Source organism: Spirosoma arcticum (assembly GCF_054779955.1).
The window spans coordinates 486,932-513,390 of record NZ_BAAGXG010000004.1; the positions used below are offsets into that span (position 1 = coordinate 486,932).

20 protein-coding genes are annotated in these 26,459 nt (G+C 55.0%); 6 read left to right on the forward strand and 14 right to left on the reverse strand.

Going from position 1 to position 26,459, the window contains the following annotated elements:
* Nucleotides 1-6 precede the first annotated feature (6 nt).
* Nucleotides 7-1,059 (reverse strand): FecR family protein, encoded by a 1,053-nt coding sequence (locus tag ACYVHB_RS11885; RefSeq protein WP_461051946.1) that lies wholly within the window; start codon nucleotides 1,057-1,059, stop codon nucleotides 7-9.
* 141 nt (nucleotides 1,060-1,200) lie between these two features.
* A complete protein-coding gene (locus ACYVHB_RS11890; protein WP_461051947.1) occupies nucleotides 1,201-1,821 on the reverse strand; it encodes an RNA polymerase sigma factor in 621 nt (206 codons plus the stop codon).
* 125 nt (nucleotides 1,822-1,946) lie between these two features.
* On the opposite strand from ACYVHB_RS11890, the gene ACYVHB_RS11895 reads away from it, so the two are divergent.
* On the forward strand, nucleotides 1,947-5,540 hold the full coding sequence (locus ACYVHB_RS11895) for a VCBS repeat-containing protein (RefSeq protein ID WP_461051948.1): 3,594 nt from the start codon (nucleotides 1,947-1,949) through the stop codon (nucleotides 5,538-5,540).
* Between the two features lie 107 nt (nucleotides 5,541-5,647).
* Here ACYVHB_RS11895 and ACYVHB_RS11900 read toward each other — a convergent pair whose 3' ends face one another.
* Together ACYVHB_RS11900 and ACYVHB_RS11905 are read right to left on the reverse strand one after the other, a co-directional pair.
* Nucleotides 5,648-5,974 carry a nucleotide pyrophosphohydrolase gene (locus ACYVHB_RS11900; RefSeq protein WP_461051949.1) on the reverse strand — a complete coding sequence of 109 codons (327 nt, stop codon included), beginning with the start codon at nucleotides 5,972-5,974 and terminating at the stop codon, nucleotides 5,648-5,650.
* Between the two features lie 105 nt (nucleotides 5,975-6,079).
* On the reverse strand, nucleotides 6,080-7,318 hold the full coding sequence (locus ACYVHB_RS11905) for a M16 family metallopeptidase (protein WP_461051950.1): 1,239 nt from the start codon (nucleotides 7,316-7,318) through the stop codon (nucleotides 6,080-6,082).
* 44 nt (nucleotides 7,319-7,362) lie between these two features.
* On the opposite strand from ACYVHB_RS11905, the gene ACYVHB_RS11910 reads away from it, so the two are divergent.
* Complete coding sequence (locus ACYVHB_RS11910; protein ID WP_461051951.1) at nucleotides 7,363-8,379, forward strand: glycosyltransferase family 9 protein; 1,017 nt, start codon at nucleotides 7,363-7,365, stop codon at nucleotides 8,377-8,379.
* On the opposite strand, the gene ACYVHB_RS11915 is transcribed toward ACYVHB_RS11910, so the two are convergent.
* From ACYVHB_RS11915 to ACYVHB_RS11955, 9 genes are all read right to left on the reverse strand, one after another.
* Nucleotides 8,374-8,670 (reverse strand): hypothetical protein, encoded by a 297-nt coding sequence (locus tag ACYVHB_RS11915; protein WP_461051952.1) that lies wholly within the window; start codon nucleotides 8,668-8,670, stop codon nucleotides 8,374-8,376. The genes ACYVHB_RS11910 and ACYVHB_RS11915 overlap by 6 nt on opposite strands.
* Nucleotides 8,671-8,776: 106 nt before the next feature.
* A complete protein-coding gene (locus ACYVHB_RS11920) occupies nucleotides 8,777-9,640 on the reverse strand; it encodes an SDR family oxidoreductase (protein WP_461051953.1) in 864 nt (287 codons plus the stop codon).
* 31 nt (nucleotides 9,641-9,671) lie between these two features.
* Nucleotides 9,672-10,658 carry an NAD-dependent epimerase/dehydratase family protein gene (locus tag ACYVHB_RS11925; RefSeq protein ID WP_461051954.1) on the reverse strand — a complete coding sequence of 329 codons (987 nt, stop codon included), beginning with the start codon at nucleotides 10,656-10,658 and terminating at the stop codon, nucleotides 9,672-9,674.
* 3 nt (nucleotides 10,659-10,661) lie between these two features.
* Complete coding sequence (locus ACYVHB_RS11930; protein ID WP_461051955.1) at nucleotides 10,662-11,360, reverse strand: TIGR04283 family arsenosugar biosynthesis glycosyltransferase; 699 nt, start codon at nucleotides 11,358-11,360, stop codon at nucleotides 10,662-10,664.
* A gap of 112 nt (nucleotides 11,361-11,472) precedes the next feature.
* Complete coding sequence (locus ACYVHB_RS11935; RefSeq protein WP_461051956.1) at nucleotides 11,473-12,711, reverse strand: BamA/TamA family outer membrane protein; 1,239 nt, start codon at nucleotides 12,709-12,711, stop codon at nucleotides 11,473-11,475.
* 13 nt (nucleotides 12,712-12,724) lie between these two features.
* Nucleotides 12,725-13,450, reverse strand: a complete 726-nt coding sequence (locus ACYVHB_RS11940) for a DUF4397 domain-containing protein (protein WP_461051957.1) — start codon at nucleotides 13,448-13,450, stop codon at nucleotides 12,725-12,727.
* A gap of 63 nt (nucleotides 13,451-13,513) precedes the next feature.
* Nucleotides 13,514-15,034 carry a SusD/RagB family nutrient-binding outer membrane lipoprotein gene (locus ACYVHB_RS11945; RefSeq protein WP_461051958.1) on the reverse strand — a complete coding sequence of 507 codons (1,521 nt, stop codon included), beginning with the start codon at nucleotides 15,032-15,034 and terminating at the stop codon, nucleotides 13,514-13,516.
* A 107-nt stretch (nucleotides 15,035-15,141) separates the two neighbouring features.
* Nucleotides 15,142-18,201, reverse strand: coding sequence for a SusC/RagA family TonB-linked outer membrane protein (locus tag ACYVHB_RS11950; RefSeq protein ID WP_461051959.1), 3,060 nt, complete (start codon nucleotides 18,199-18,201; stop codon nucleotides 15,142-15,144).
* Between the two features lie 486 nt (nucleotides 18,202-18,687).
* Nucleotides 18,688-18,828 (reverse strand): hypothetical protein, encoded by a 141-nt coding sequence (locus ACYVHB_RS11955; RefSeq protein ID WP_461051960.1) that lies wholly within the window; start codon nucleotides 18,826-18,828, stop codon nucleotides 18,688-18,690.
* Here ACYVHB_RS11955 and ACYVHB_RS11960 point away from each other — a divergent pair.
* The 4 genes from ACYVHB_RS11960 (at nucleotide 18,827) to ACYVHB_RS11975 (ending at nucleotide 25,354) form a co-directional block, all read left to right on the forward strand.
* Nucleotides 18,827-22,015, forward strand: a complete 3,189-nt coding sequence (locus tag ACYVHB_RS11960; protein ID WP_461051961.1) for a SusC/RagA family TonB-linked outer membrane protein — start codon at nucleotides 18,827-18,829, stop codon at nucleotides 22,013-22,015. The genes ACYVHB_RS11955 and ACYVHB_RS11960 overlap by 2 nt on opposite strands.
* A 104-nt stretch (nucleotides 22,016-22,119) precedes the next feature.
* Entirely contained in the window at nucleotides 22,120-23,577 is a 1,458-nt protein-coding gene (locus tag ACYVHB_RS11965; RefSeq protein ID WP_461051962.1) for a SusD/RagB family nutrient-binding outer membrane lipoprotein, read from the forward strand.
* 52 nt (nucleotides 23,578-23,629) lie between these two features.
* Nucleotides 23,630-24,106, forward strand: a complete 477-nt coding sequence (locus ACYVHB_RS11970) for a hypothetical protein (RefSeq protein ID WP_461051963.1) — start codon at nucleotides 23,630-23,632, stop codon at nucleotides 24,104-24,106.
* Between the two features lie 93 nt (nucleotides 24,107-24,199).
* Nucleotides 24,200-25,354, forward strand: coding sequence for a pyridoxal phosphate-dependent aminotransferase (locus tag ACYVHB_RS11975; protein WP_461051964.1), 1,155 nt, complete (start codon nucleotides 24,200-24,202; stop codon nucleotides 25,352-25,354).
* Between the two features lie 106 nt (nucleotides 25,355-25,460).
* On the opposite strand, the gene ACYVHB_RS11980 is transcribed toward ACYVHB_RS11975, so the two are convergent.
* Nucleotides 25,461-26,369, reverse strand: a complete 909-nt coding sequence (locus tag ACYVHB_RS11980) for a manganese catalase family protein (protein WP_461051965.1) — start codon at nucleotides 26,367-26,369, stop codon at nucleotides 25,461-25,463.
* Nucleotides 26,370-26,459 lie beyond the last annotated feature (90 nt).

Below are 26,459 nucleotides of genomic sequence, written 5' to 3' on the forward strand. Positions count from 1 at the left end.
ATTGGTTTATTGGGGGTTTCGTTGCAGAACAATCCGGTCGCCATCGTGCCGGACGCTGAGGTCGAAGGTGATGGCGAGGGTTGTCAGCAGCGTTTCAATGCTTTGGTTTGACAAATTTCCCGTAAAACGACGGTTGGCTAATTCGGTATCCTCAACAATAAGGTTTACGCCGTAGGTATCGCGGAGTTGCTGGGCAATGTCGGTCAGTGCCGTGTTCTCAAACACAAACTCGTGCTGTGTCCAGGATGTGTGCAGTTGCGGCTTTTCGGTTTGAACGACCACTTTTTCGATATTCGGCAGGGTCGACGCCAACTGTCCGGGTTTCATCTCAATGATGCGGCCGGGCCGAAGCTGGCCGGGTTTGGCTAATTGAACGCGGCCTTCTACCAGCATCACGGCCGTACCGCCCCGGCGCGTGTTGACGTTAAACTGAGTACCCAGCACGGTAATGTCCAAGGTTGGGGTGTGAGTCACGAACTTAACCGGAACGCCTGTCCGCCCGCTTGTATGCCGTCTTTTAGCTACCTTAAAATAACCCTCACCGTCGAGCCACACCTCGCGATTGACATCGTCCCAGTTGGTGGCAAAGGTGAGCGTTGAGTTGCCGTTGAGCAGCACCGTTGATCCGTCGGGCAGGGTTACGCTTCGGTTTTCGCCAAAAGCCGTATGGATACGTTGCTGGCCGGACCGCAGCCCGTACCAAACCGCCCCGCCCATAATCAGGAGCGCACCCGTCAGCGACGCAGCCATGCGCCAGACGTGAGTACCCCGGCGGGCCGTTAACGGAAGAACCGGCGTTTCAATTTGCTGTTCCAGCGCTGCCTGTTTAAGCACCTGCCCAATTCGCACCTGACTGGCCTCGGTGAGATTGTCGTAATTAGCCCGCAGGTGAAGGAGAAGCGAAGCCGCTTCGTCAACGGTTGCCTGCTGTGCCGGGTGATTGAGCATGAACGTGTGCCAGAAGGTCATGCTCTGCTCGTTGGGCTGGAGTACCCATCGGCGGAACGCATCATCCAGTACAAAATCGCGGCTGGTAAAGTTGGGGTAGTGATTACTCATGCGGTGGCAGTATTCAGATACCACCATAAGAAAACTACTCAGTGAATTATCCCTCGGAAAGAGAAAAATAATTAAGGGGAAAGTGATAGAAACAAATGAGTTTGTGGTTGGCTGACGCGTCAACATACCAACGTCAGCCAACTACAAACCACAAACTAAAAGCACCGCCAGCAAATCTACCGGCATTCGTTTTTGGAGGGCAGCGATGGCTTTGTAGATAACTTTGTAGGCCGATGTGGTTTCGATGCCCATGATACCGGCAATCTCTTCGTAGCTGAGGTTATCGAAAAACTTCAGAAAAAGGGCTTCCTTTTGCCGGGCGGGCAGTTGATTGAGTTCGCGCAAAATGGATTCCGAGCGCTCTTTGCTGATCTGCGAATCGAGCCAGGTTGGCTCATACTGAAACTCAACCCTGAAATCGACGTCGTGGTCGTCTAACGAACGGTGTTGCCCCAGCCATTGCCCGGTCAGTCGGGTACCGCCGTTGAGTTTGCGAACAATATCGCGCCGGAGTGAGCGCATCAGGTAAAACTTAATGGAATCGGTATGGCTCAGGCGCTCACGGGTTTCCAGAATCGTCAGAAATAAATCCTGCAGACAGTCTTCGGTCAACTGGCGATTCTGGGCAATTTTGTAGCCGTAATTGTAGAGCACACGGGCGTACTTTTCATACATAAACGAATAGGCATCTTTGCTGCCGAGCAGGAAGTCGTCCCAAATTTTGGCGTCCGACGCCTGATGATACTTGAATAAGCCGTCCACAGTCAGCGGGTTACGAAATGCAGTACGAAAGCTACGATAATCTGCTCACAAACATCCGGTGTTTTCGCCGTATTTTTACCATTTCTTCTTTCTATACTGCTATTGTGTCAGCTCAATTAGTATCCATGTCAGCCCGCGTTTTGTTTGTGTTTGCGCTGGTCAGCACGCTGTCGGCCTGCAAAACTGACCGTGCCGCTGACGCTCTGTTTACAACAATCCGCTCTACCGAATCCGGCGTTACGTTCAACAACGCCATGCAGCCCTTCGAGAACGACACGCTCAACGCCAATACCTACGATCCCATGTACAACGGGGCGGGCGTGGGCGTTGGCGACTTCAACCGCGATGGTCAGCAGGATTTGTTTTTTGCGGGCAACAACGTCACCTGCCGACTATATCTCAACAGAGGCAATTTTAGCTTTGATGACGTAACCGCCAAAGCAGGCGTCACCACCAGGGCGTGGTGTACGGGCGTGTCGGTAGCCGACGTGAATCAGGATGGCTGGCCCGACATTTACGTGAGCGTTGCCGGGCGCGATACAAATCGCGCCGTTCGGCATAACCTGCTGTTCATCAATACGTCAAGGAAAATTGGTGCCGTGCCGACCTTTCGGGAATTAGGGCACGAGTACGGCCTGGACGACAGCGGCATGAATACGCAGGCTGCCTTTTTCGACTACGACCGCGACGGCGACCTCGACTGCTACATCCTGAACAACGCGATGGAACGCACCGGCCGCAATACCATTCGCCCAAAGCGCATAAACGGCGAAGGTCTGAGTACGGACCGGCTGTATCGTAATATGACAACAGAAAGAGCGAATCGGACCGCCGAAGCGGAATTAAAGAGCGAAAGAGCGGCTGACGAATCGAATTCATATTCTCGCTCTTTCACTCCGCTTCGGCGGTCCGATTCGCTCTTTAAGAATGTTTCCCGCGAGGCTGGTATTCTCAAAGAAGGTTATGGACTGGGCCTGACCATCGCCGATATTAATCAGGACGGCTGGCCGGATGTCTACTGCGCCAATGATTTTTTGTCCAACGATGTCGTGTATGTGAATAATGGGGGTAATGATTCACGCGCAGGGTTCACGGACCGGGCGGCTGCCTATTTCAAACACACCAGCTACAACAGCATGGGTGTTGACATTCAGGATGTTAATAACGATTCCCGACCCGACGTGATGGTGGTGGATATGTTGCCCGAAACCAACGCCCGTCAGAAAATGATGCTTATTAAAACCAACTGGGAGTTTTTCCACCTCGCCCGACAGCAGGGCTACCAGGATGAGTACGTTAGAAACACGCTCCAGTTGAACATGGGAGAAAACTCCTTTAGTGAAGTTGGGCAACTGGCGGGTGTGTTCCGCACCGACTGGAGCTGGGCACCGCTGCTGGCCGATCTGGACAACGACGGCTGGAAAGACCTGTTCATCACGAACGGCTACCGGCGCGACATTACGAATCTCGATTATGTGGCCTACCTCAACAGTTCGGCGTCGAGCTTTGGCCGATCAGGTGACCGTGATTTTGGGCGTAAGTCACTCGCGGAGCTGTATAAACTGCCTGATGTCAAACTGCACAATTACGTCTACCGAAATACAGGGGGGGACGTGCAGTCCAGTGACTCGGGCCAAGTCGGTGCTACTCTGCCCACGTTCGCCGATAAATCCGAGACTTGGGGATTTGGTGAGCCAACGTTTTCCAACGGAGCCGCCTACGCCGACCTCGACAATGACGGTGATCTGGATCTGGTTATCAACAACATGGACGATGAAGCGGGCCTATACAGGAACGAAACAAACTGGCCCGGTAAACCCGTCGATAAGCACTGGCTGCGGTTGCACTTACCCGCCGATGCGCGTGGACTGGGAGCCGAAGTTCGGGTGCGCACGGCCGATGGAATGACGCAAACCGTAGCGGCTCATCCCGTTCGCGGGTATGCATCGTCGGTGGAGCCGTTTGTGCATGTCGGGTTAGGCAAGCACACCGATGCCACGGTTGAGGTGCGCTGGGCCGATGGGACCTATCAGGCGGTGGGAAAATTGACTGTCGACCGGCTGCATGAGATTTCATACAAACCTACGGCGACTTCTCCCCCCGTGCCCCCCACGGCCCCCAAACTCTTTATAACAGCCGATGCAACAACCATCGGGTTGACATTTCGGCACCAGGAATCCCCACTGAACGATTTTGAGCGGACACCCTTGCTACCCCAGGTTTACGCTAAAAACAGCCCTGCCATTGCCATTGCCGATGCCGACGGAAACGGGTTAGACGACGTGTTTGTGGGGGCTGATCCGGGGCAAACGCGGAGCCTGTTTCTGCAAACCAGTCCGGGCCGGTTTCAGGAACGGGTGCAGGGTGCCAATGATCTGGAAGACATGGGATCGCTGTTTTTCGATGCCGACGGCGATGGCGATCCCGATTTATACGTCGTTAGTGGCGGCAGTCGCCTGCCCGACAGCAGCGGTATTTATCAGGACCGGCTGTATTTGAATGACGGGACGGGCAAACTCACCCGGACGCAGAACGTGCTGCCACCCACTACGTCATCCGGTTCATGCGTCGTAGCGGCCGATTTTGACGGTGACGGCGATCTGGATTTGTTCCGCGCCGGTCGGGTGAACGTAGGCCGATATCCAATGGCTCCGAGGTGTTATCTACTGCGTAATGACCGGGGAAAATTCACCGACGTTACCGATCAACTCGCGCCCGGCCTTCGCCACGCGGGTATGGTTTGCGCGGCTCTCTGGACGGACTATGACAACGATAACGACCCGGACCTGCTGCTGGCTGGGGAGTTCATGCCGATCACGCTGCTGAAAAATACGGCCGGGAAATTTACGATAGAATCCCTGAAAACTGGTACTGATCAGCCCTTGTCCGGTTGGTGGAACTCGCTCACCGGGGCCGACTTTGACCTCGATGGTGACATTGATTACCTCGCTGGTAATCTTGGCCTAAATACCCGCTATCGCGTTTCGGAGAAGGAGCCGTTGCAAGTCTACGCCAAAGACTTTGATGGCAATGGCCAAATCGACCCTATTCTGACGCAGTATTTGCAGGGCGGCCAACACATTGTACCCATCCGCGACGTGCTGAACGATCAGATGCCGACGTTCTCACGCAAACGCTTCACTAACTTTCAGGCCTACGCCGATAAATCGCTCAATGATGCTTTCACCAGCGACGATCTCGACGGAGCTACCGTGCTAAGGGCAAATGAGTTGCGAAGCTGTTACCTTGAAAACAAAGGCGGTGGTCGGTTTGCCATGCATCCGCTGCCCGGATTAGCACAGGTAGCTCCTGTTTTTGGGATGCAAACCGGCGATTTTAACGGCGACGGCCTGCCTGATGCACTGTTAACGGGAAATTCCTACGCATCGGAGACGTACTCCGGCTGGCACGATGCCGGGCGCGGGTGTGTGTTGCTGGGCGATGGCCGGGGACACTTCCGGGCGGTGGCGCCAGAGATGACCGGCCTTCACGCCGACGGAGATGCCAAAGCCCTCGCGGCCCTTTCGACTGGCAACGAAATCGTGTATTTGCTTTCGAACAACAACGGCCCGGTGCAATTACTGAAACCACAAAAATCAATCAAACCACAACCCGCCAAACCAGGCGAAGTTTTTCGACTTGTGAAGCATAAAGACGGCCGGACGCAGCGCGTGGAATTCTATTACGGATCAGGTTATTTGAGCCAGTCGTCGCGGTAAACGTACCACGGTGCTTCAGCCCGTGTAGCCGAAGGCTAAGCGATGTTAACAGAACAGTCACCACGAAGTTAGCCTTCGGCTACACGGGCTGAAGCACCGTGGTACGTTTACCTCAACTTCTCATTGTCCAGATGCCGGGTGGCGTCGCGGATGTTTTTCTTCTCTAAGTTCTTTTGAAAGGCTTCTGTGAGGTTGACACCGGTTTGGTTGGCGAGGCAGATGAGCACCCATAGGACATCGGCCAGTTCGTCGCCGAGGTCTTTGTCTTTGTCCGACTCTTTTTCGGACTGCTCACCGTAGCGCCGGGCCATAATGCGGGCCACTTCGCCAACCTCTTCGGTAAGGATGGTCATGTTGGTCAGTTCGCTGAAGTAGCGAACTCCAACGGTTTTGATCCAGGTATCGACGGTGGTTTGGGCGTCTTGGAGGGTCATGAAAGTAGTCAGTTAGTCGATGAGTTGGTCAGTCGGTGAGTGGCTGACGCAAAAGAACAGCATGCGTCAGCCACTCACCGACTGACCAACTCATCGACTAACTGACTACTTCTCTTCCGGTACAAACGTCAGCGAACTGAACTGGTCTTCCACAAAAACGTCCTGAGCCAGGGTTTGCAGTTGACTGGCCGTAACGGCTTTGATGTCGCTGAAAATATCGTTCAACGCTTCTACCCGGTTGATGTCGAGCAGACTTTTGGCCATCATCAGCATAAAACTGTTATTACTTTCTTCGGCCATCGCCAGTTGCCCAACCAACTGCTCTTTGGTCTGATGCAGTTGCAGGGTCGTCAGGGGCTGCTCGCGCAGGCGCTTCATTTCCTTCATAATCAGCGAATGCGCTTTGTCGACCTTCTTAGGATCGGTGCCGAAGTAAATGCCCAGAAAACCCGTGTCTAAGTAGGGCGTAAAACTGGCGTCGATGGAATACACCAGACCGTATTTTTCGCGCAGATTTAAGTTCAAACGCGAGTTCATGCCCGGCCCGCCAAGCAGGTTGACGAGCATAAAAAACGGCAGTCGCCGTGGGTCGGTGAGGCCGTAGGCCGGTCGGCCAAGCGCACACTGAGCTTGGGTAATGGGTCGCTCCACGCGGGTCCGTTGTGGAACGTAGTCGGTGGGGGTTTGCCTTTTTCGGTTGGTATGCTGGGCGGGTACGTCGCGGAAGTACTTTTCAGCCACTTTCACCACTTGCCTGAAGGGTAAATTGCTCACCGACGCAAACACGATCCGCTGGGTGTCATAATTTTCGGCAATGAACCGTTGCAGGTCTTCGCGCCGGAACGAACTGACGGTTTCGGTAGTGCCAAGGATGTTGCCACCTAAGGCGTGATTCGGGAAAACCAACTCGTCAAAATCGTCCTGAATGGCGTCTTCGGGCGAGTCGTAATACATGGCCATCTCTTCCAGAATTACGTCGCGCTCCCGCTCGATTTGTTTCTCTGGAAACACCGAGTGGAAGGTGATATCGGACAGCAGTTCGGCGGCTTTCTCAAAATGAACACCCAGCACCGACGCATGGAAACACACCTTTTCCTTCGTTGTATAGGCGTTGAGTTCGCCCCCAATGTTTTCTAACCGGGTAATGATATGGTATGATTTGCGTTTCTCTGTACCTTTGAAGGCCATGTGCTCCCAAAAATGAGCCAATCCCTGCTGGTGGGGCCGTTCGTCGCGGCTCCCAATGTCGAGCATGATGCCACAGTGGGCAATTTGCGTGTGCAGAATCTGTTTGTGCGCAATCCGAATACCGTTGGGCAGGGTATAAACTTCGTAATCTTCCATTCGATGCTATTAGCGCTGTCGACGACGACGCGTTTGGCTTACTGATGATAACCGCAACCAATCCACCCCGGTTCCTGATCATTCAAACCGCCTTTATTGGCGATGTAATCCTGGCAACGGCTCTGCTCGAACAACTCCGTGCCGCTCAGCCTGATGCCCTGCTGGACGTGCTGGTTCGCAAAGGAAACGAGAGCCTGCTGGCCGGGCATCCGTTTCTGAACGAAGTGCTGGTTTGGGAAAAGAAAAAGACCGGGGACCTATTCGTCAAGTACCGCGACCTGTGGCGGATTTTGACCCTTGTCCGTGCCCGGCAGTATGGAGTGATCCTCAATCTACAGCGCTACGGCTCCACCGGACTGCTGACGGCTCTGTCGAAAGCTAAACTGACAATCGGGTTTGCACAAAATCCCTTGTCCCGCTATTTCACCTACCGCGTTGACCACCGATTTGAGCCGGGTATTCACGAGGTAGATCGGAATGCTGGCCTGCTGCACCCTTTAGGAATCTACGGCCCCCGACTGATGCCGAAGCTCTATCCGTCTGCGGACGACTACGCCATTGCCCGTTCGTACCAGGACAAACCTTACGTTTGCATTGCCCCAACAACAGTCTGGTTCACAAAACAATACCCCGCCGAACGCTGGGCCGAACTGATTCGGACGTTGCCGCGTGATATGACCGTTTATTTACTGGGTGCGCCAACGGATGTCTCGTTTTGCGAAACTATTCGTAACATGTCGGAGCGGGAGGCCAGCGTAGTGAATCTGGCGGGCAGCATGAACTTGATGCGGTCGGCGGCCCTGCATCAAGGCGCGGTTATGAACTACGTTAACGATTCGGCAGCGCTGCACCTGTGCTCGGCCATGAACGCGCCGACGACGGCTGTCTTTTGCTCAACGGTGCCGGAGTTTGGATTTGGGCCGTTGGCCGATGAGTCGCGCGTGGTGCAGACGCCGGAGCCGCTCGATTGTAAACCCTGCGGGGTGCATGGCCGGTCGCGTTGCCCGCTGGGTCATTTTCGGTGCGCGTGGGGCGTTCAGATTGAAGACCTCAACTTATAGAATGCCTTTCTGCCGCAGGGCGGTGTTGTGAAAAAGCAACAGCTCGGTCATCTCCCGATACGCCTTTTGCTGCTCTAATGCGCTCTCCCGCATCAATTCGGTACGTTCCCTCATTTGATCAATACCGTTCTCATGCCGGTCCAAACGGGCATCGTGCTGCTGAATTTTGGTCATCAGGGCAGAATTGACATCCAGTTGAAGCATCATGGCTTCCTGCTGGGTCTTCATCTCTTCGCGTAGGCGCTTTATTTCTTCCTGCCACTTGTCGAATCGCTCGCTGTATTGATCCATTCGTTGCAGGGTTTCGGCCAGTAATTCCAAGATACGGTCTTCATTTTTTCATAGGTCAAACGTAGCGAATTGTGAACCAACAAAAAAGTGGCTTGCCCCGCCCAGCTCATTCGTAAAACCGCTTCCAGTTTTTCATACTCCACAAGATGATACGGTCGCCGGTTTTGGGAAAATACCGGGTCATAAAGCTGATGAGAAACCCCGTTGGCGTAAGCACCGTTTTGACCCGGCGTTTCCTGATGTGTTTCAGAATGGCCCGCGCCACCTCCGACTGGGTCATCTGCCAGCGTGGGTTTCGGTACGCAATCGGCACCGCCTGACCAGCCGCGTCGAGCACGCGTTTGTCCGTGTCATTTTGGGTGAACCCCAGATGCATGACGCCGAAGCGGATGCCCGTTTCGTGCAGTTCGAGGTTAAGCGTGTGGGTTAGGTTGGAGAGGGCGGCTTTCCCCGCGCAGTAGGCCGAGCCGCTGGGCATTCCGTTCAGGGCTGAGATACTGGAAATGAACGTAACCACGCCCGCCGATTTGGTCAGATAAGGAAGGGCGGCCTTGAGGGGATAAACCGACCCGCAGACGTTGCTGTCCAACACACGCCGGAATACGTCGGGCGCGAGATCGGCGAAGTAAGCCCGCATCGAAATACTGGCATTGGTAATGAGGATGTCGATGCGGCCATACGTTTGAACGGCGGTGTCAATCAGCGTTTCACACTGGCTATAGTTGGTCACGTCGGCTACGCAGCTTACCACGAGATAGCCTGCCTGCTGGAATGCCTGCCGGGTCTGCTCCAGCCGGTCGGTATTCAGTCCATTGAGCACTACATACGCGCCCTGTTTACAAAGCTCACGGGCCGTTTCCCGACCAATTCCCGACTCAGAACCGGTGACAATGGCCACCTTGCCAGCGAAAAACCCCGACTGACCATAAAATGGTGTTCGCGTAGTTTCCTGGTCTGCCGGTGTTGGCATTAACTGAGTTGCCGGTATGCCATTCGAGTGTTCAGAGGTAACCGTGCTGTCGGAACCAGTCAAAGGCTTCGTCAATGGCAGTTTGGACGGGCGTTTGAGGTAAGTGGAGTTCATTGAGTGCTTTTGTCGCATTAAAATAGTGGCCGTCGTTGGCTATGGCGGTCATGCTCGAATTAAGGGCCGTTGGTCGGCCGGTGAGTTTGTGCTTCATGTCGCTCGCCCACCCAATTGCCGTAGCCAAAAGGGGTGATATGGGTAACGTTGGGGCCTGAACATGCATGATCGATGTCATCAACTTAAAGGCTTCCTGGTAACTTAGGTTCTCGTTGCCCAGGATGTAAGACTCCCCCACCCGGCCCGCTGTCAGGGCATTGACCGTGGCGGTGGCTACGTCGGCCACGTGAACATAGTTCTTGCCTCCCGCCGGTGTCCCCACTATCTGCCGTCGGTATAGCGCCAGCAACAGAGCATTTGACGTAACTTTATAATCCAGCGGACCGATCATAAACGTTGGATGTACCAGCACGGCGGACAGATTGCCTGCCCCAACGGCCTGTGATACCAGATCCGTAGCGGCCCGTTTGCTATCCATATAATCAGATCCGTATCGACTACCCATGTATGGGTACGATTCATCACCGGGTCTTTGTTTTGTGCCAAAACCAAAAACATTCGCCGTTCCGACAAACACGAGCCGCTCCACATTCGCCTGCACCCCTGCCGCTACTACAGCCGCTGTGCCGCCAACGTTGATGTCGATCACTTCCTGCGAACGGGCCGGATTAACCTGCGCCTGCGCCCCGGCATGAATCACGTAGTCGCAGCCGTCGGTAGCTGCCCGCACGCTGGTCGCATCGCGGAGGTCACCCGTCCAAACACCTACCGGTAATCCAGCCAGCCCCCGCTGGTCAGCACCGGCCCGCACGAACGCCCGCACAGAATAACCCCGCTGGACTAATTCACGGCACAGATGACCACCCAAAAAGCCGTTTGCTCCCGTGAGCAGCACTGTCTTCATTCGTCAGTTGGCCCGGTGATTCAGCATTCGTCTGTATGTTTGGGCAATGCGGGTTGGCGATACGTTCATGAAAAACAGGGAAAACGCCGTCAGATTGGCCACTTGTACGCGCAGCCAGCTATTTGTCTCATACTTACGGGCCGACACGATCACGTCTTTAGGAATGATGCAGAAGCGACCCATCTCGCGGATACGCACGATGATGTCGAAGTCTTCCATGATTACGTACCGCTCCCGAAAACCACCCAGCCGCTCAAAAAACGTTCGGGTAATAAACAGCGTCTGATCGCCCCCTCGACTCATGATACCCGGAAAGCGGGTGCCGTAACTATTCAGTCGCAGCAGCGGGTGCAACGATGCAAAGCGGAAGCGGTAGCAGCCCGCGTCGTTCCCATCGGTGATCGCCTGCCTGATGTCGTTTATGAAATCGGGGTGGACCCGCACGTCAGCGTGCACGAAGTAAAGCACATCGCCCGACGTGCGGGTGGCTCCGTAATTCATCTGATTAGCCCGTCCGGGCTGGGGCGACACAACCACCCGCGCACCGGCGTGCCGCGCCTGCTCAACGGTGCTGTCGGTGCTGCCACCATCCACCACCAACAAGTCCGTCAGACTGTTGGAGCCATGAGTTTGCAGGTCAGCGACAAGCTGGCCGATTGTATCGGCTTCGTTGAGCGTGGGTATGACGATGCTGAGAGTCACTTTTTGAAAAATGTATAATGATCAATGAGCAATGAATAATGCGCTCTGAATGAAGTATTACCCTCGCTGGTTTACCATATTATCCATTACTCATTATTCATTTTACATTAACTTAAAACGCTTCGCCTAGGGTCAGATACAGCCCGGTAGACTGCTTGCCAAACCCGTAGTCGGCGCGAATATTCAGCCTGTCGTTATTGATGCGAATGCGCAGACCAGCCCCGTAGGCCGCTTTTGGGTCGTCGACCCGGAACAAACGCTCGTCGTTGCCCAAGATGCCCACCCCGCCGAAGACCACCGCTGACAGTCGCTTCCAGACGCTGACGCGAACCTCGGCCTGAAGCAGTGCCAGATTATCATCGCGATAGCGTCCTTCGTAATAACCCCGGAGCCGCCTGCCACTGCCCACCAGCGACAACGCACTGAAGGGAGCTACGCCAGTCGTCATACTTACGACGTAGTTAACCGCTACGATTGCCCGGCGGTGTACTTTGTGGTACGAAGAGACATCCACTACGTAGCGGCTGTAGTGAAAGTCGCTGCCGATAACCCGACCGTGTTCGAGGTATGTCAGGTCGGCGACGATGCCTTCAGTGGGATAGAAAACCACGTCCCGCGTGTCGTAAAAAAGGCCTAAACCAAGTCCGGCCATTCGCCCTCCCAAACCACCCGGTACCGTCCCGGTCGCCAGTAGCCCACTTGGTTCGACGCGCGTGATGTCGTAGTTCTCGTACTCACCCCGCAGCCCGGCGTAGAGACCGGATCGGATTCGGCGCAGCACGTTGAGCCGAATCCGGGGGTAGTTGACCCCGTAGTTCTCGGCGGGCACGTCGCGTTGCCCAACGCCATAAAAGTTATACGCGTACTTGTAATAGCCCGCTTCGCCGTAGACGTAGTATCTGTTCTGATTGTAAAATACCTGAAACGGTACAAATAGCAGCACCTGTTTGTTCTGCGTATAAGCCAAAAGGAACTGCACGTTCGAGGGGCGGGGTACATTGAACTGGTTTGGATTTAGAGTAGCCGTATCTGCTTTGGCAAGAGTAAAATCACGGTTGAACCGGAATGTAGCCGAAAGAACCGCGCCATAAGCGAACCGGGTTTCGGGCGTGTAGTAAACAATTGGGAATGGGAAGATACTGACCTGTTTTCGCGTCGAGTCCGTCGGTTGGGAGCGTAACTCGTTACGGCTGATGGTAAGCAGAAGAATCAGTAAATAACGAAACCTCATTAGTAGGTAAACTGGTGGGTCGTGATGTACGAATAAGCGAATGGTGAGGATTTTCGCTAAGCTGGCCTGTTTGTATATTGTAAACGCGCTCCGGCTTTCGGGTCGGAGCGCGTTCGACATTGACTTGATAGAGCTACCGGGTGGTATAAAGACCCGCCGTTGGAGCCTGCGTTCCCATTCTGCCCGCAATGCCGCGCACCAAAATCGTGTATTTGCGACCGACGCCAGCCGTAGCGTTGGCAATCGCCGTGCCAATGAGCGTGGTCGTACCCGTCGACCGCACCTGAAGCGAGTAAGGACTGATGGAGGTGGTCGGGTTGACCGCCACAAAATCTGACGCTTTTCCGGTTGCCACGTTTGTAATCAGCGGTGCACTGGTTCCGATGGCGAAATCAACTGCCGGACCACCCGAAACTAAGTTGATTACGCGATAATATGCCTTCGACGCGTCGGGCAAACTCAGGTCGTCGTTGAAAACCACCGCCGTAGGAGCCGCAGCGGTTCCGGCAGCGGCAACAGTGTAATATTTATCGGCTTCGACTGGGGCCGTTGCCGACAGAATCGTCTGGGCCACCACCGTGCCCGATGCTACCGTACTAACCCGCACCACCGCTGAACCGGGTGTCAGCACGGCGTATTCGTTACCAGGAAAATTCGTTCCGTAGGTCACAGCCGCGCCGTTTAGTTTGGTGTCATTCACGAAAAGGTCGATGGCGGGACCGTCGGGGATGGTGTGCAGTACCTTCACCCGCGCTCCCGACGCCGGTGTCTGATTGCGCAAAATGTCGTTCTCCGGCCCGCACGCCAGTAGTGTAATGGCTGCGAGAAACGGTAGTAGGGTTGCTTTAATGGTTTGCATCGGGTTGAATGGGTTGAGTCACCCGTGGCTGAAACCCTGCGGGTGAAATTGTAAAAAACCAGTCTACTTCTGAGAAAACCACATTTCAACCGTGTGATAGTCGGGTTTGTCGGCTCCTACTTTAGCGATTGAAACCGAGTTCCAGAGGTACTCCGAGTTGTAGCGGGGCCGGGCGCGTTGCACGGGCTTGTTGCTGTTGTCGGGGAAGAACGTAGTCGGCAGCGTGAAGCCGGCATAAACCGTGTTGCTGTACTGATACCGGCGCATATCGACCCAGGTTTCCAAAATCCCGTGACCATAGAGCGCGACGTATTTTTGCTGCATGATGTCGTTGATGGTCAGCAGGTCGGCGGTTTGAGCTACGGCTTTGCTGGCCAGAAACGCCGTGCGCTGCGCCGTCGTGATGCGTCGGGCCACATCAATTTCGAGCGTGTTGAGCAGGTCGAGACTGGCTTCGATTCCTTTGCGATACGCGGCAAAGGCTGTGGCCTTATCGCCCTTGAGGAAGGCGGCTTCGGCCTTGATAAACTGCAATTCTGTGTACGTCATGATAGGGTAGGGTGCGTTGTCACGGAACAGTCCTCGGCCCGTACCGGAGTTGATGGCCGTGGTGCCGCCCCAAAACGTCGGGATGAAGCGGGGCGAGGTGCTGATGTTCGGGTCACCTTGCCCCGGCAAAATTCCCCGAAACACGCCGTCGGCCGATGCGTTGAATAGCAGCCCCTGACGAGGATCGACCGCCCCGCCGAAGACCGTGCCATCCACCAAGCTCATGGCAAAAACCGTTGGTCGGTAAACGCCGAGGTTGTTGCGCAGCGGTCCGAAAAAGTTGGCGTCGTCCGTGTTGGAGCCGGTCATGGGGGCCAGCAAATTATCGGCGTTGCTGGCCAATGACTTATCCACGTACTCGATAACTTTGTCGGGGCTGTAGCTGGCTTTGTTGCTGATGTGGTGGGCGTTGCGGGCCAATACGGCATATACGAATTTGGTCCATTTGGCGCGGTCACCGGCGTATACCAAATCGGAGCGCACCAGCGTACCCGGCGAAAGCGCATCGTCTTGGGCTAAGTCGGCTAAGGCTTCGTTGGCTATCCGCACCGTTTCGGCGTACGCCACTTCCTGCGGGTCGAAGTCGTACGAATACCGACCAAACTCGAACGCCTGCGTCACGATCATGTCGCCGTGGAAGTCGGTCGTCGTTTGCAAACTCCACGCCCGGATTGCCTTCGCAATACCAGCGTAGGTCGGGCGGTTAGTGGCCTGAGCATCGGTGATGATAAGGTCGAGGTTCTTGCCGTTACCGAAGTAGTGCGACCGCCATTTTTCGGCCAACTGATCGGTGCCCACGTTATACCCGTGCCGGTCGTAGAGGTTGGCAATGCCCGTGTTGGCCCAGTTCTGAACGTACTGACCCACGTACCGGCTGTCGAACTGGTCGCCCCGCGCCATCTGCGCGAACATGGACGGGAGCACCACTTGAGCCGAAGCTACCTGGGGCGTACTGGGATTTTTGTTGATGTCTAAGTAGTCACTGCAACTGCTCAGTCCGAGAAAGAGCGTAGCGATCAGGGCGTATTTTTTCATGGTGTTTGTTTCAGGATGACCTCTGCGTATCTCCTTTATCTGCGTGAATCTCTGCGAAATAGTTGTTACACAGAGATTCACGCAGATAAAGGAGATGCACAAGGCGATTAAAGAGAGACGCGTAGGCCGAACGACAAGCCACGCGGAGCGGCTATCGTACCGAAGTCAAAACCGGCTGCGCCACTGCCGCCTGTCGATGCGTTCAAACCATTCACGGCCGGGTCGGCCCCGGTGTAGTTCGTGAGCAGAAACAGGTCAGTACCGGTGAAAAATACGCTGGCGTCTTTCACTACCTTCTGGCGGCTAAGCATTGCCTGCGGAAAGGTGTACGAAAGCGTCACGTCGCGCAACCGCATCCAGCTAATGTCTTTCTCGATGAAATCGGACTCTACGTAAGCGGCATTGTAAAAATCGTTGCGGGTGCTCGGCGTCACCTGAATGGTGTTCGGTGTCGGGGTGTCGGTGTTTTCGCGGCCGTCGCGCAGTACCCCACGTACTATGAGGGGCGTTTCGCGGTTGAGCGTCCGGTTGCTCAGCCCGGTCGTGTATAAGTACAACTCGTTGGCGTTAAACACGTCACCCCCTTTGCGAATGTCCAGCAGGGCCGATAGGTTCCAGTTTTTGTACCGGAAGGTGTTGGTCAGACCAACCATGAAATCGGGGTTGCGGTCGCCAATGGGAACGAACGTTGTGGTTTTGATGGGGTAACCCGTGGTGGGGTTAATCAGGATGTCGCCCCGGTTGTTGCGGACGTAGTCGAAGCCGCCGAACGTGGTGGCGGGCTGACCCACGAACAGGCTGTTGCGCACGTTGGCGTAGAGCCACGTATCCGACAGGTAAAACTCCGTCTGGTCGGCGGGCAGGCTTTTGACGGTGCTGGTGACGCGGGCGAAGTTCAGCAGCACGTCCCAGTTGAAGTCGTTCCGGCGCACCGGATTAGCGCCTAACTGTAGCTCGACACCCCGGTTTTCGATGGTGCCGCTGTTGATGTATTGGAGAATGAAACCCGTACCGTAGCTCAGGCGCGGGGCCGTGATCTGATCCACCGCCGACCGATTATAATAGGCTACATCAGCCGTTAGCCGTCCGTTGAAGAACCGCAAATCCGTACCTACTTCGTAGGAACGGGTCCGTTCGGGCCGCAGGAACGGGTTGCCGCCAAAGAAGCCATTGGCCAACCCCCCGCCCGTTGTTACCTGCGCCGTTAAATTCGACTGGGTCTGGTAAGCGGGCGCGTCTTTCCCCACTTCAGCAAACGACGCCCGCAGCTTGGCGAACGACAGCACTTTGCCACCCTGCAAACCGGGTAGTTCGGTGAGCACGAAGCTGGTGGTTACGGATGGATAAAAGAATGAGCGGCTTTCGATGGGCAGCGTACTGGTCCAGTCGTTGCGGCCCGTCACGTTCAGGTACAGCACGTCACCGTAGTTCAGCGTTAACTGCCCAAACGCACCCAGCAACCGACGGCGCGTCAGCGTGTTTTTGGCTCGTTGCGTGGTGGGGGGCGTGTTGTTGATTCCGTTGAAATCCGGTTCGTAGAATTGCTCACCGCGCACGGCATCGACGTTGTTGCGCCGGTCTTCAATGGACGACCCCAGCAGCAGCGATGTGCCGATTTTACCGAACTGTTTTTTCGCCGTTGCCAGGAACTGCCCGTTGAACTGCTCGTTTACCTCTGTGAAATTCTCGATGCTGCCCCGCTGCGAAAACGCCCGGTTCGACTGCGGATGAAACAGCAGATTGCCGATGGTTGAGTACACGTCGACGCCCGTAATCGACTTCAGACTCAGCCAGGGCGCTACGTCATAATTCAGCGAGACGTTACCCAGAATGCGGTTGTTCCGGTCACTGTTCTTGTTTTTGTACACGTCGAAAAACGGGTTGTCAATGTCCTGCGCGTCGCTGTTGATGTTCAGACGCCGTCGCGTACCATCGCTGTTGAGGTAGTTGCGGGCGTCGTCGGTTGTGGGCCAGTATAGCAGCGCCAGCAGGGTACTGCCGTTTCCTTTACCTGCCTTGATGTTGTTCGTTGTGATGTAGTTCAGCGAGCCGGTGGCTTCGAGTTTGTCGTTTAGTTTAGTCGAGGCCGTGAGCCGCACCGACAGACGTTTGAACTGCGTAACGGGGATTACACCGGTCTGATCGGTGTAGGCCGTGCTCAGGCGGTACGTCGTTCGGTCGTTGCCGCCCTCCAAACTGAGGTTATGCCGGTTGGTAACGCCCGTTTGGAAAAAGTTGCCGATATTATCGAACTTCGCCACGTCCGATGGGTAGCGCGGTCCAAAATAGTTGCGCGTCGGTGTCGTGAAGGAACCGTTGTCGCCCGGCCCGAAAGTCGTTTGAAACTCCGGATACCGGTACGCGTTTTCAAATCGGAAATTATTATCGTAGGTGATGCGCCCGCGTCCGGTGGTTCCTTTTTTGGTTGTGATGATGATGGCCCCCGAAGCCGCGTCGATACCGTACAGGGCCGACGCTTCGGGGCCTTTCAGAATCGTGATGCTTTCAATATCATTAGGATTTATGTCGGCGGCCCGGTTCTGGTAGTCGTTATTGCGGTTGGGCGAATCCGAAACCAATGCCGTCTGATTAAAGGTGTTGTTGGAAATCGGCAACCCATCGACCACAAACAGGGGCTGGTTGTTGCCACCGATGGAACTGATGCCCCGCAACATAATAGAGGTCGATGCGCCGGGGTTGCCGCTCGTAGGCGTAATCATGGCCCCGGCAACTCGTCCGTTCAGCGCGTTCAGAAAGTTCTCGCGTTGCGTCTGAGCCAGATCCGTTCCTTTCACTTGCTGCACCGAATAGCCTAATCCCCGTTTTTCCACCGAAATACCCAAGGCCGTCACGACGACCTCGTTCAGCGCATTTGCTTCGGATTTCAGCTTGACGTTAAGAACATCTGCGCTGCCGATGGCTATGTCCTGCGTGGTAGTCCCAATGAAACTGATGCGCAGGCTTTGGCCTTTAGTCGCCTGAATCTGAAAGTTGCCGCTGGCGTCGGTTGTAGTACCGCGCGTGGTACCCCGAACAACCACGCTGGCACCGGGGATAGGCGTGTTGTCGTCCGCCGAGGTGACGCTGCCCGTGATCGTGCGATCCTGAGCGTACGCGCCGGTCAACGTGAGCAACAGTAGCAATAGATTACGTACAAATGACGGCATATTAAGGTTAGTGAATTAATGATTAGATGAGAAAAATTGTCCAAAATTGGGTATCAACTCGTAAAGAAACAACAGAAGCCTGTACATGCGGCTAATGAATAGTAATTTGTATTAAAGCAAGAAAAAATTGATCGAGAAATTTAGATTATATTTTGGTAAAGTTTAATTTTTTGAAATTTAGTATAGGTTGAAGCAAAATATATCAGAATAGTATTTGGACTTTATCATAAATACCTATATTTGAACTATTATTTCGAGTACAACAGAACAATCTTCATACACCGTCTGCTCACTGGCCGCACTTGTGGAGCAGGTGGTTGATTTCCAACTCCGTTTGACCACCATCAAGGGATTGGGTCATGGGTTTACCTGAGTTACAGCCGTACAGGCTGATGGCTGGGGAACGCTCATTTATAAGCAGGACTGCCCGGTGTTTGGCCGGAGCAGCCAACGCGTACTTTTTTCTACTGCATTTATCTCTGTGTTTCACCCGCGGGCCAAATGGCTGGCGAGGGCAGTTGCGTTGCGCCCGGTTGATTCGGGCGGTTCGGAATCGGGCGGCCAGTATTCGGCATCGCCCGGACGGCCGGGCGCAGGCAGTCGCTTTAACTCTACTTTGATTACCATGCGAAAACGACTACTCATTTATGTGCTGTTCTGGTGTTGTGCGGGGCTGTCGGCTCAGGCGCAAAACCGCTTGTTAACGGGTACCGTTACGTCGGAAGAAGGACCGATGCCGGGCGTTAACGTCGTGCTCAAAGGCACCTCCATTGGCACCACCACCGACGCGAAAGGTAAATTTACGCTCAGCGTTCCCGGCGACGATGCCGTCGTTACCTTTAGTTCCATCGGCTTCTCGACCGATGAGATGCGGGTGGGCAACCGCTCGACGCTGGATTACACCCTGCGCTCCGACATTCGGTCGCTTTCTGAAGTCGTCGTAACGGCTTTCGGGGTGAAAAAAGAGGTTAAGTCACTGGGCTACGGCGTCCAGGAGATTAAAGGAACCGCGCTCACCGAAGCGCGGGCCACCAACGTGGCCAACGCCCTGTCGGGTAAGGTAGCGGGCTTGCGCATCAGCAGCAACGGCGGACCCGGCAGTGGTTCGGGCATTCAGATTCGGGGAGCTTCTTCCATATCGGGCAACAACCAGCCGCTCATCGTCGTGGATGGCGTTCCCATTCAGCAGGGTGGCACTTCAAACGCGGACAAAGCGTCGGAAAAACAGTTTGGCGGGGGCTTGTCGGAAATTAACCCCGACAACATCAAAGACATCAGCGTTCTGAAAGGCCCCAACGCAGCCGCGCTGTACGGTTCGCGGGCGGCCAACGGCGTCATTATCGTGACGACCAAGAACGGTTCAGGCACGAAAGGCATCGGCATCGAAATCAATTCTAACTTTCAGATGGAGCGGCCGTTCATTGAGCCGCAGTTCCAGAATACCTACGGCGGGGGCAACGGCTACCGGACCTGGTACAACGATGGCTGGAGCGGGGCTATAACCAATCCGGCCGAAATCGCGCAGTACCGCGCCGTGTATCCAACAGCCCCGCTGACGGGCACCGAAGGCACCGACGAAAGCTGGGGTTCGCCAATGGACGGACGCCTGGTGCGGCACTGGTGGAGTGGCACGGAAGTCGCCCCGCTGACGCCCGCTTCTAACAACTGGGACGACTACTGGCAAACCGGCAAAACCTTTACCAACAGCGTAGCGCTGTCGGGCGGTAATGATAAAGGCAGTTTCCGCATGTCGGTCGGGCGGCTGACGCAGGACGGCATCATGTACTTCAATAATTTTTACCGGAACAACTTCAAACTCAATACCGCCTACAATTTCACGCCGAAACTAAACGTGGCGGTATCGGCCGAATATGTAAAATCGGGCGGTAACCGGGGCTACCAGGAAGGGCAGCAATTCATCTGGGCGCACCGCCAAACAGACTGGACCAAAATTCGGAACTGGCGCGACTACACGGGCGTACACATTCAGCGGGCGGTGGCCGGCCGACCCGCCGACAACGACCCACCGAACTGGCAGCACACGTTCTTCACGAACCCGTATTACTCATCGGAATTGTTGCCGTATACCAACGAAAAAGACCGGTTGGTGGGCAACATTGCACTGAACTACCAGATTCTGCCGTACCTGAGCGTACTGGCTCGCACGGGCACCGACATCTGGACCGACACGCGGGCTAATGTGGTGAACTTCGCCCGGGTTCGTAATGGCAGTGCCACGCCGGGCCGTTATTCCGAAGAAGTTTTACGTCGGCAGGAAACCAACCACGACATCATTTTTACCTTCAACAAGGCGCTGACGAGCCAGATTACGGCCAACGTGCAGGCTGGCGCCATTCAGCGATTAAATTACTACAAGCGTAATTATACGTACGTTGGTGAACTGGTCGTGGACGGCCTCTATAACCTGTCGAACTCCAACGTAAGCCAGAACGCCGTTGAAAGTACCATCCAAAAATCGCAGATGAACAGCTTGTTCGGGTCGGCGGAGTTCGGCTGGCGCAACTCGCTGTTCCTGAGCGGAACGGCCCGCAACGACTGGTCGTCGACGCTGCCGAGCAACGCCCGCAGCTACTTTTATCCCTCGGTATCGGCATCGGCGGTGCTGACCGACCTGCTGGGCATTCAGAGCAGCGTTCTGTCGTTCGGCAAGGTACGGGCGTCGTGGGCGCAGGTGGGTAACGACGCCGATCCTTACCAATTAGCGCAGACCTTCCGGTCGGGCGGCTCGTGGAACGGTTCGGTGCCGGAATTTTACGAAAACGTCACCATTTCTAACTCGACGCTCAAGCCTGAAATTACTACCGGCAAGGAACTCGGAATTGACCTGCGCTTCCTGAAAGGCCGCATTGGGCTGGACGTGACGTACTACAACCAAACCTCGCGCAACCAGATTCTGGCGGTCGACATCTCGAAAGCCAGTGGCTACAACCAGCGGATCCTGAACGCCGGGGAATTGGTCAACAAAGGCGTGGAAGTGGTGCTGACGGGTACACCCCTTAAATTGGCCAACGGCTTTACGTGGGAAACGACGCTCAACTTCGCCCGCAACCGCAACCGCGTGGTGGCGCTGGCCGAGGGCTTAACTACGTACGTTCTGCATCAGCAGCGGGGGCTTAACTCCGAAGCCCGCGTTGGTCAGGCGTACGGTACGTTGTTCGGGATTGGTTTTGAGCACGCCCCCGACGGTCAGATCATTTATAACAACGGCCTGCCGGTGGTGTCAACCGTGCCCCGTGCGCTGGGTAACATCCAGCCCAAATGGACAGGCGGCTGGCTGAACAGTTTTAGTTATAAAGGAATCGTTATATCGGCCCTGGTAGACGCGAAGATTGGTGGGGACTTCTTCGATGAAGGCACCGGCACGGCCCGCTGGACGGGGCAATATGCCGAAACAGCGATTGGCCGGGAGGAAGGCATCATCGGTAAAGGCGTGGTAAACGTCGGTACGGCTGAGTCGCCCCAGTATGTGGCCAACACGGTTATTGTACCGGCCACTACGCTCTACAGCTACAACAACCCCCGGCGCTACCACGAAGCGGCCATTTTCGATGGGTCGTACGTAAAACTGCGCGAAGCTTCCATTGGGTACGCGCTGCCGCAGGCCTGGCTGGCGGGTCGGTTCATCCGCTCGGCGAAACTGTCGGTCGTGGGTCGCAATCTGCTGATGCTGTTCAGCAATCACCCGCACCTCGACCCCGAAGTTGACCGTTTCGGCGGCAACCGGCAGGGCTTTGCCTACGGTGAATTGCCGTCTACGCGGACAATGGGGGTAAACTTAAATCTTAGTTTCTAATGAGTTTGTCGTTTGTGCCGGGTCGCCGGTGCGGTTTGTCGTTCGTGCCGGTCTGCCGGTGCGTCAGCCAACCACAAACGACAAACTACAAACATTAAAACACTGTGAAACGAACTATCTTCTTTATACTTACCCTAATCACGGCCGGGTCCTGCACGGAGAAATTCGATCAGATGAATGTGGACCCCAACAACCCCACGGCGCTCAGCCCGCAGTATCTGCTGCCCTACGGCATTGAGCGGGTTGTGGACCGGGCGTGGGGTGGCCGCGAACGCTTCGAGCGGCTTAATCTCGACGGGGCCATGCTCTGGATGCAGTACCTGACGCGCAATATTTACTCCAACGAGGGCGATAACTACGGTCTGTCACCGGCGTTTTACAACAACAACTGGAAGGCGCTGTTCAACGACGGACTGGTGAATTTTCAGCGCATTATTACGTTGTCAGCACCGGGCGCTCAGTATCAGAATACGAACTACGAAGGCATTGCGCTGGTGATGCGGGCGTGGACATTCTCGCTGCTGACTGACCTCTACGGACCAATTCCGTACACCGACGCGCTGAAAGGCACCGTCAATGATCCGATTTACACGCCATCCTACGATTCGATGGAGACGGTTTACGCCGGGCTGCTGGCCGACCTGAAAACGGCGAATGAGAAGCTGACCGTGGGTGGTCCGGCCGTGTCGGGCGATATTCTCTACAACGGCGACATTCTGAAATGGAAGAAATTTGCCAACTCGCTGCGGCTGCGCTTAGCTAACCGGCAGGCGGTGAAGAAACCAGCCGAGTCGAAGGCGATCATGGCCGAAATTTTGGGCGACGCGACGAAATATCCGGTCTTCACCAGCAATGCCGACAATGCCACGCTGAAAACGACCGAGGTTCTGTCGAGCAATAATGAGTTTTATTTGGTGATGATTAACGACAGCCGCACCGACTGGAACATCAGCAAAACGCTGGCCGATAAGCTGAATGAACTGGGCGATGCCCGCATCACGGTCTACGCGCAGCCCAACAAAGCGGGTAAGTACGAAGGTCACGCCAACGGGTTACCCGACGCTATCGCAACGACCTACCTCGGCACCAGCTCGAACATCGGTTCGTATTTCATTCAGAAAACGTCTCCCGAGATCATCATGACCTTTGCCGAACTGAATCTGATTCTGGCCGAAGCGACTCAGGACGGCGACGTAAGCGGCTCGGCACAGACGTACTTGGAGAAGGGTATAACGGCTTCGTTTGACCAGTATGGTCTGAAAGTCACACCCGTGTACCTGCAAACGGTTGGCGTGGTAACGAAGGAGAAAATTATGGAGCAGAAGTGGATTGCCTTGTTTGGGCAGGGTCTGGAAGCCTGGACCGAATACCGCCGGACGGGTTTGCCGGTGCTGCCCGGCAAAGACCTCCGCGCTGTGTTTGAGAACGACGGCGTTTTGCCAACCCGGTTGCCGTATCCAACCTCTGAGGCATCGCTCAACGAAGCGAATTATACGAAAGGTATCGCGCTGATTGGTGGAAAGAACGACACGAAAGCCAAATTATGGTGGGCCGAGAAGTAAGCAATGGCTAATGAAGAATGAGTGATGTACAACGAATAATGAAATCTAAACAATGAAGCCATATAAACTATTGATAGTGAGTGCACTCCTGCTGACAGGACTGGCGAGTTGCACCAAGGTGGATGACCCGTTTGTGGATCGGTTTGTAGCGCCGGTGCTGGTTGTGATCGACAATGTAGCGGGCGATGGGGGCGGACAAACGGGCGAGCCGGTGGTGTCGCAGAAAGTGGCCGGTCCGGTAACGCTGGGCGTTAAAATCTACGAACTCGACAAAAGCGGTATTCTGAACAAAGCAGTCGGTATCGACTCAATTCCGGTGAGTTCATTAGCTATTAAGCTCACTACCCGTGCTGGGGTAGCCATTGGTAGTCTGACAACCGACGGAACCGGTAAAGCGAGCATCTCGAAAACCTGGGCTGAACTGGGCATTGCGGCTCCCAAAGCAGGCAGCACCGTATCGCTGACGTGGACGGGTGAGCACAAGGGGCAGGCTTTTTCGAGACTGTCGCGCGTACAGGCAATTAATTAGTCAATGGATAATGCACCGCACGGGTAACCTCGGTTATTATTCATCATACATTAACCATTATTCATCACGCATTAACCATTAGCCATTAAAACTATGTCTATCAATCGTCGTGACTGGCTGCGGGCCAGTATGTTATCCGGCCTGGGTTTAGCCGCACTGCCGGGCGTTGCTGCGCCCATGTCATTTTGTGAAGCGGAACCAATTGTACCCCTGGGTTATGCTCCTCCCGGTGGTCCGCTGAAAGCCCGGTTGTCGGCGAATGAAAATCCGTACGGTCCCTCACCAAAGGCGCTCAAAGCCATTACCGAAGCTGCGCCCGATGGGTTTCTTTACGCAATGGAGTACGCCAAGAAGTTCAGAAAATTAGTTGCCGATACCGAAGGCGTTCCCGAAGATCACGTATTATTGGGGGCCGGTTCGGGCGAGTTGCTGACAGCCGCTTCACTTTGGGCTGCTTACCGGCCAAACGCGGGCCGGACCATTGTGGCTCCCGATCCAACGTTCGATGCGCTGCCCCGTGCGGCTATCCGGCACGGTATTACGATGGACCGGGTTCCGCTGGTGGCGGCCGATGGGTACGATATTAACCTGAACAAATTAGCCGAACGCGTGGGGAGTCAGACGGGTATGGTTTACCTCTGCAATCCCAACAACCCGACCGCCATCACGGTAGATCCTGCTAAACTGCGGGCATTCTGTGAGGCCGTTGGTGCGAAAACGCCGATCTTGGTCGACGAAGCGTACATCGACTATACGCCCGATCCGAAGGGTTACTCAATGGTCGATCTGGTCAAAAAAGGGTCGAATGTAATTGTAACCAAGACCTTCTCGAAAGTTCACGGTTTTGCCGGTTTGCGGACGGGATACATGATTGCTAAGCCCGAGCTGCTGGAGCAGATCAGCAAGTTTGCCACGGGCGGCAGCAGCATGAGCATGACTACCCTGCGGGCGGCCATCGTCAGCTTGCAGGACAAAGAGTTCATTAAGTACTCGCTCGGAAAAACCCAGGAGTCGAAGGATTACTTAGCGGGCGTTTTAAAACAGCACAGCTACGAGCCGTTACCATCGGGTGCCAACTTCGTCATGTTCCCGATTCGGATGAAGGGCGAAGATTTCGTCGGCCGGATGATGGAGCAGGGCGTGAGCATTCGCCAGTGGAAGTTCGACGGGCAATACTGGTGCCGCGTCAGTTTGGGCACAATGCCGCAGATGCAGGCATTTGCCGAAGGGTTGAAGGTTATTTCCTGAACGAAGTCACAAGTCGAGAAGGTCGTAAGTCACAAGTGGCTGACGCGAGCATTGCTCTCGCGTCAGCCACTTGTGACTTACGACCTTCTCGACTTGTGACTTCTTCTTAATACTGATAACTAACTCCCATTTTCTTCGCCATGTCGGCGAACATTTGTGGATCGAAATCGTCGGCACCGGGCGCATTGAGCTGCGGCTCTTCGTCCAGATCGGGGGGGGTATGTCCTGGAATGGCCCCGTGGACGAACTCCAGTGGCTGACCATCTTCGGGGTGCGAACCGTTCCAGATTAGCCCGGCCTGTTTGTAGTCGTCCTGACTGAAGCTATACAGTTTCAAGTGCATTTTATTATCCATGAACTTACGGGCTTCGGGGAACGGATCATTGCTCAGGTCCGGGATGGGCAGCAATTTAGTCACCTGAACGCCCGTCAGGGCCTCCAGCGCCTTAGCGTACGCCACCACGTGAACGCCACCGCGCACGAGTAAGTAGCCCACCATTGTTCGGGCTGTTGGATCGTCAACCATCTCGTATACCCGCATCTTGTTCGCCCGCGCTCCGCACTCTAAAAAGAAGTTATGGAGCAGGTCGAGCTTGAGGTTGCCGCTGCTAAATACGTTAGCCCCTGTCCAGAAATCGCCGTGCGAGTCCATTGGGAGTGCCGTCTGTCCACTGGCAATGAAGTGACGGGTGTTGCGGGCGTCTACACCATTAGCTAACGGCGTGGTCGTCGGGTCTACGCCCCGCTTGCTGGCACCCGTCAGCAACAGGTTAATCGCGTACGAGACGACCTCAATGTGACCGTATTCTTCACCGGCAATGCTACAGATCAGGTCGTAGAACGGACGGAGTTTTTTGCGTCCCCGGAAATTGAATGACTGATACGTGTAGTTCATCAGCGTCGACATTTCGCCGAACTTACCACCCAGCAATTCCTGAACGGCGGCTGCGTTGTTGGGTGACGGGTTAGTGGGTTTAGGTAACTCGATAGGGAGCTGGTCTATTTTTAAAATCATGGCTTCGTGGTTTTATTAGTTTGACACGGGTTGAGACGTATTCAACCAACTACACCAATAGACTTAAGTTTGTAAAATAAGTTAGGTTGA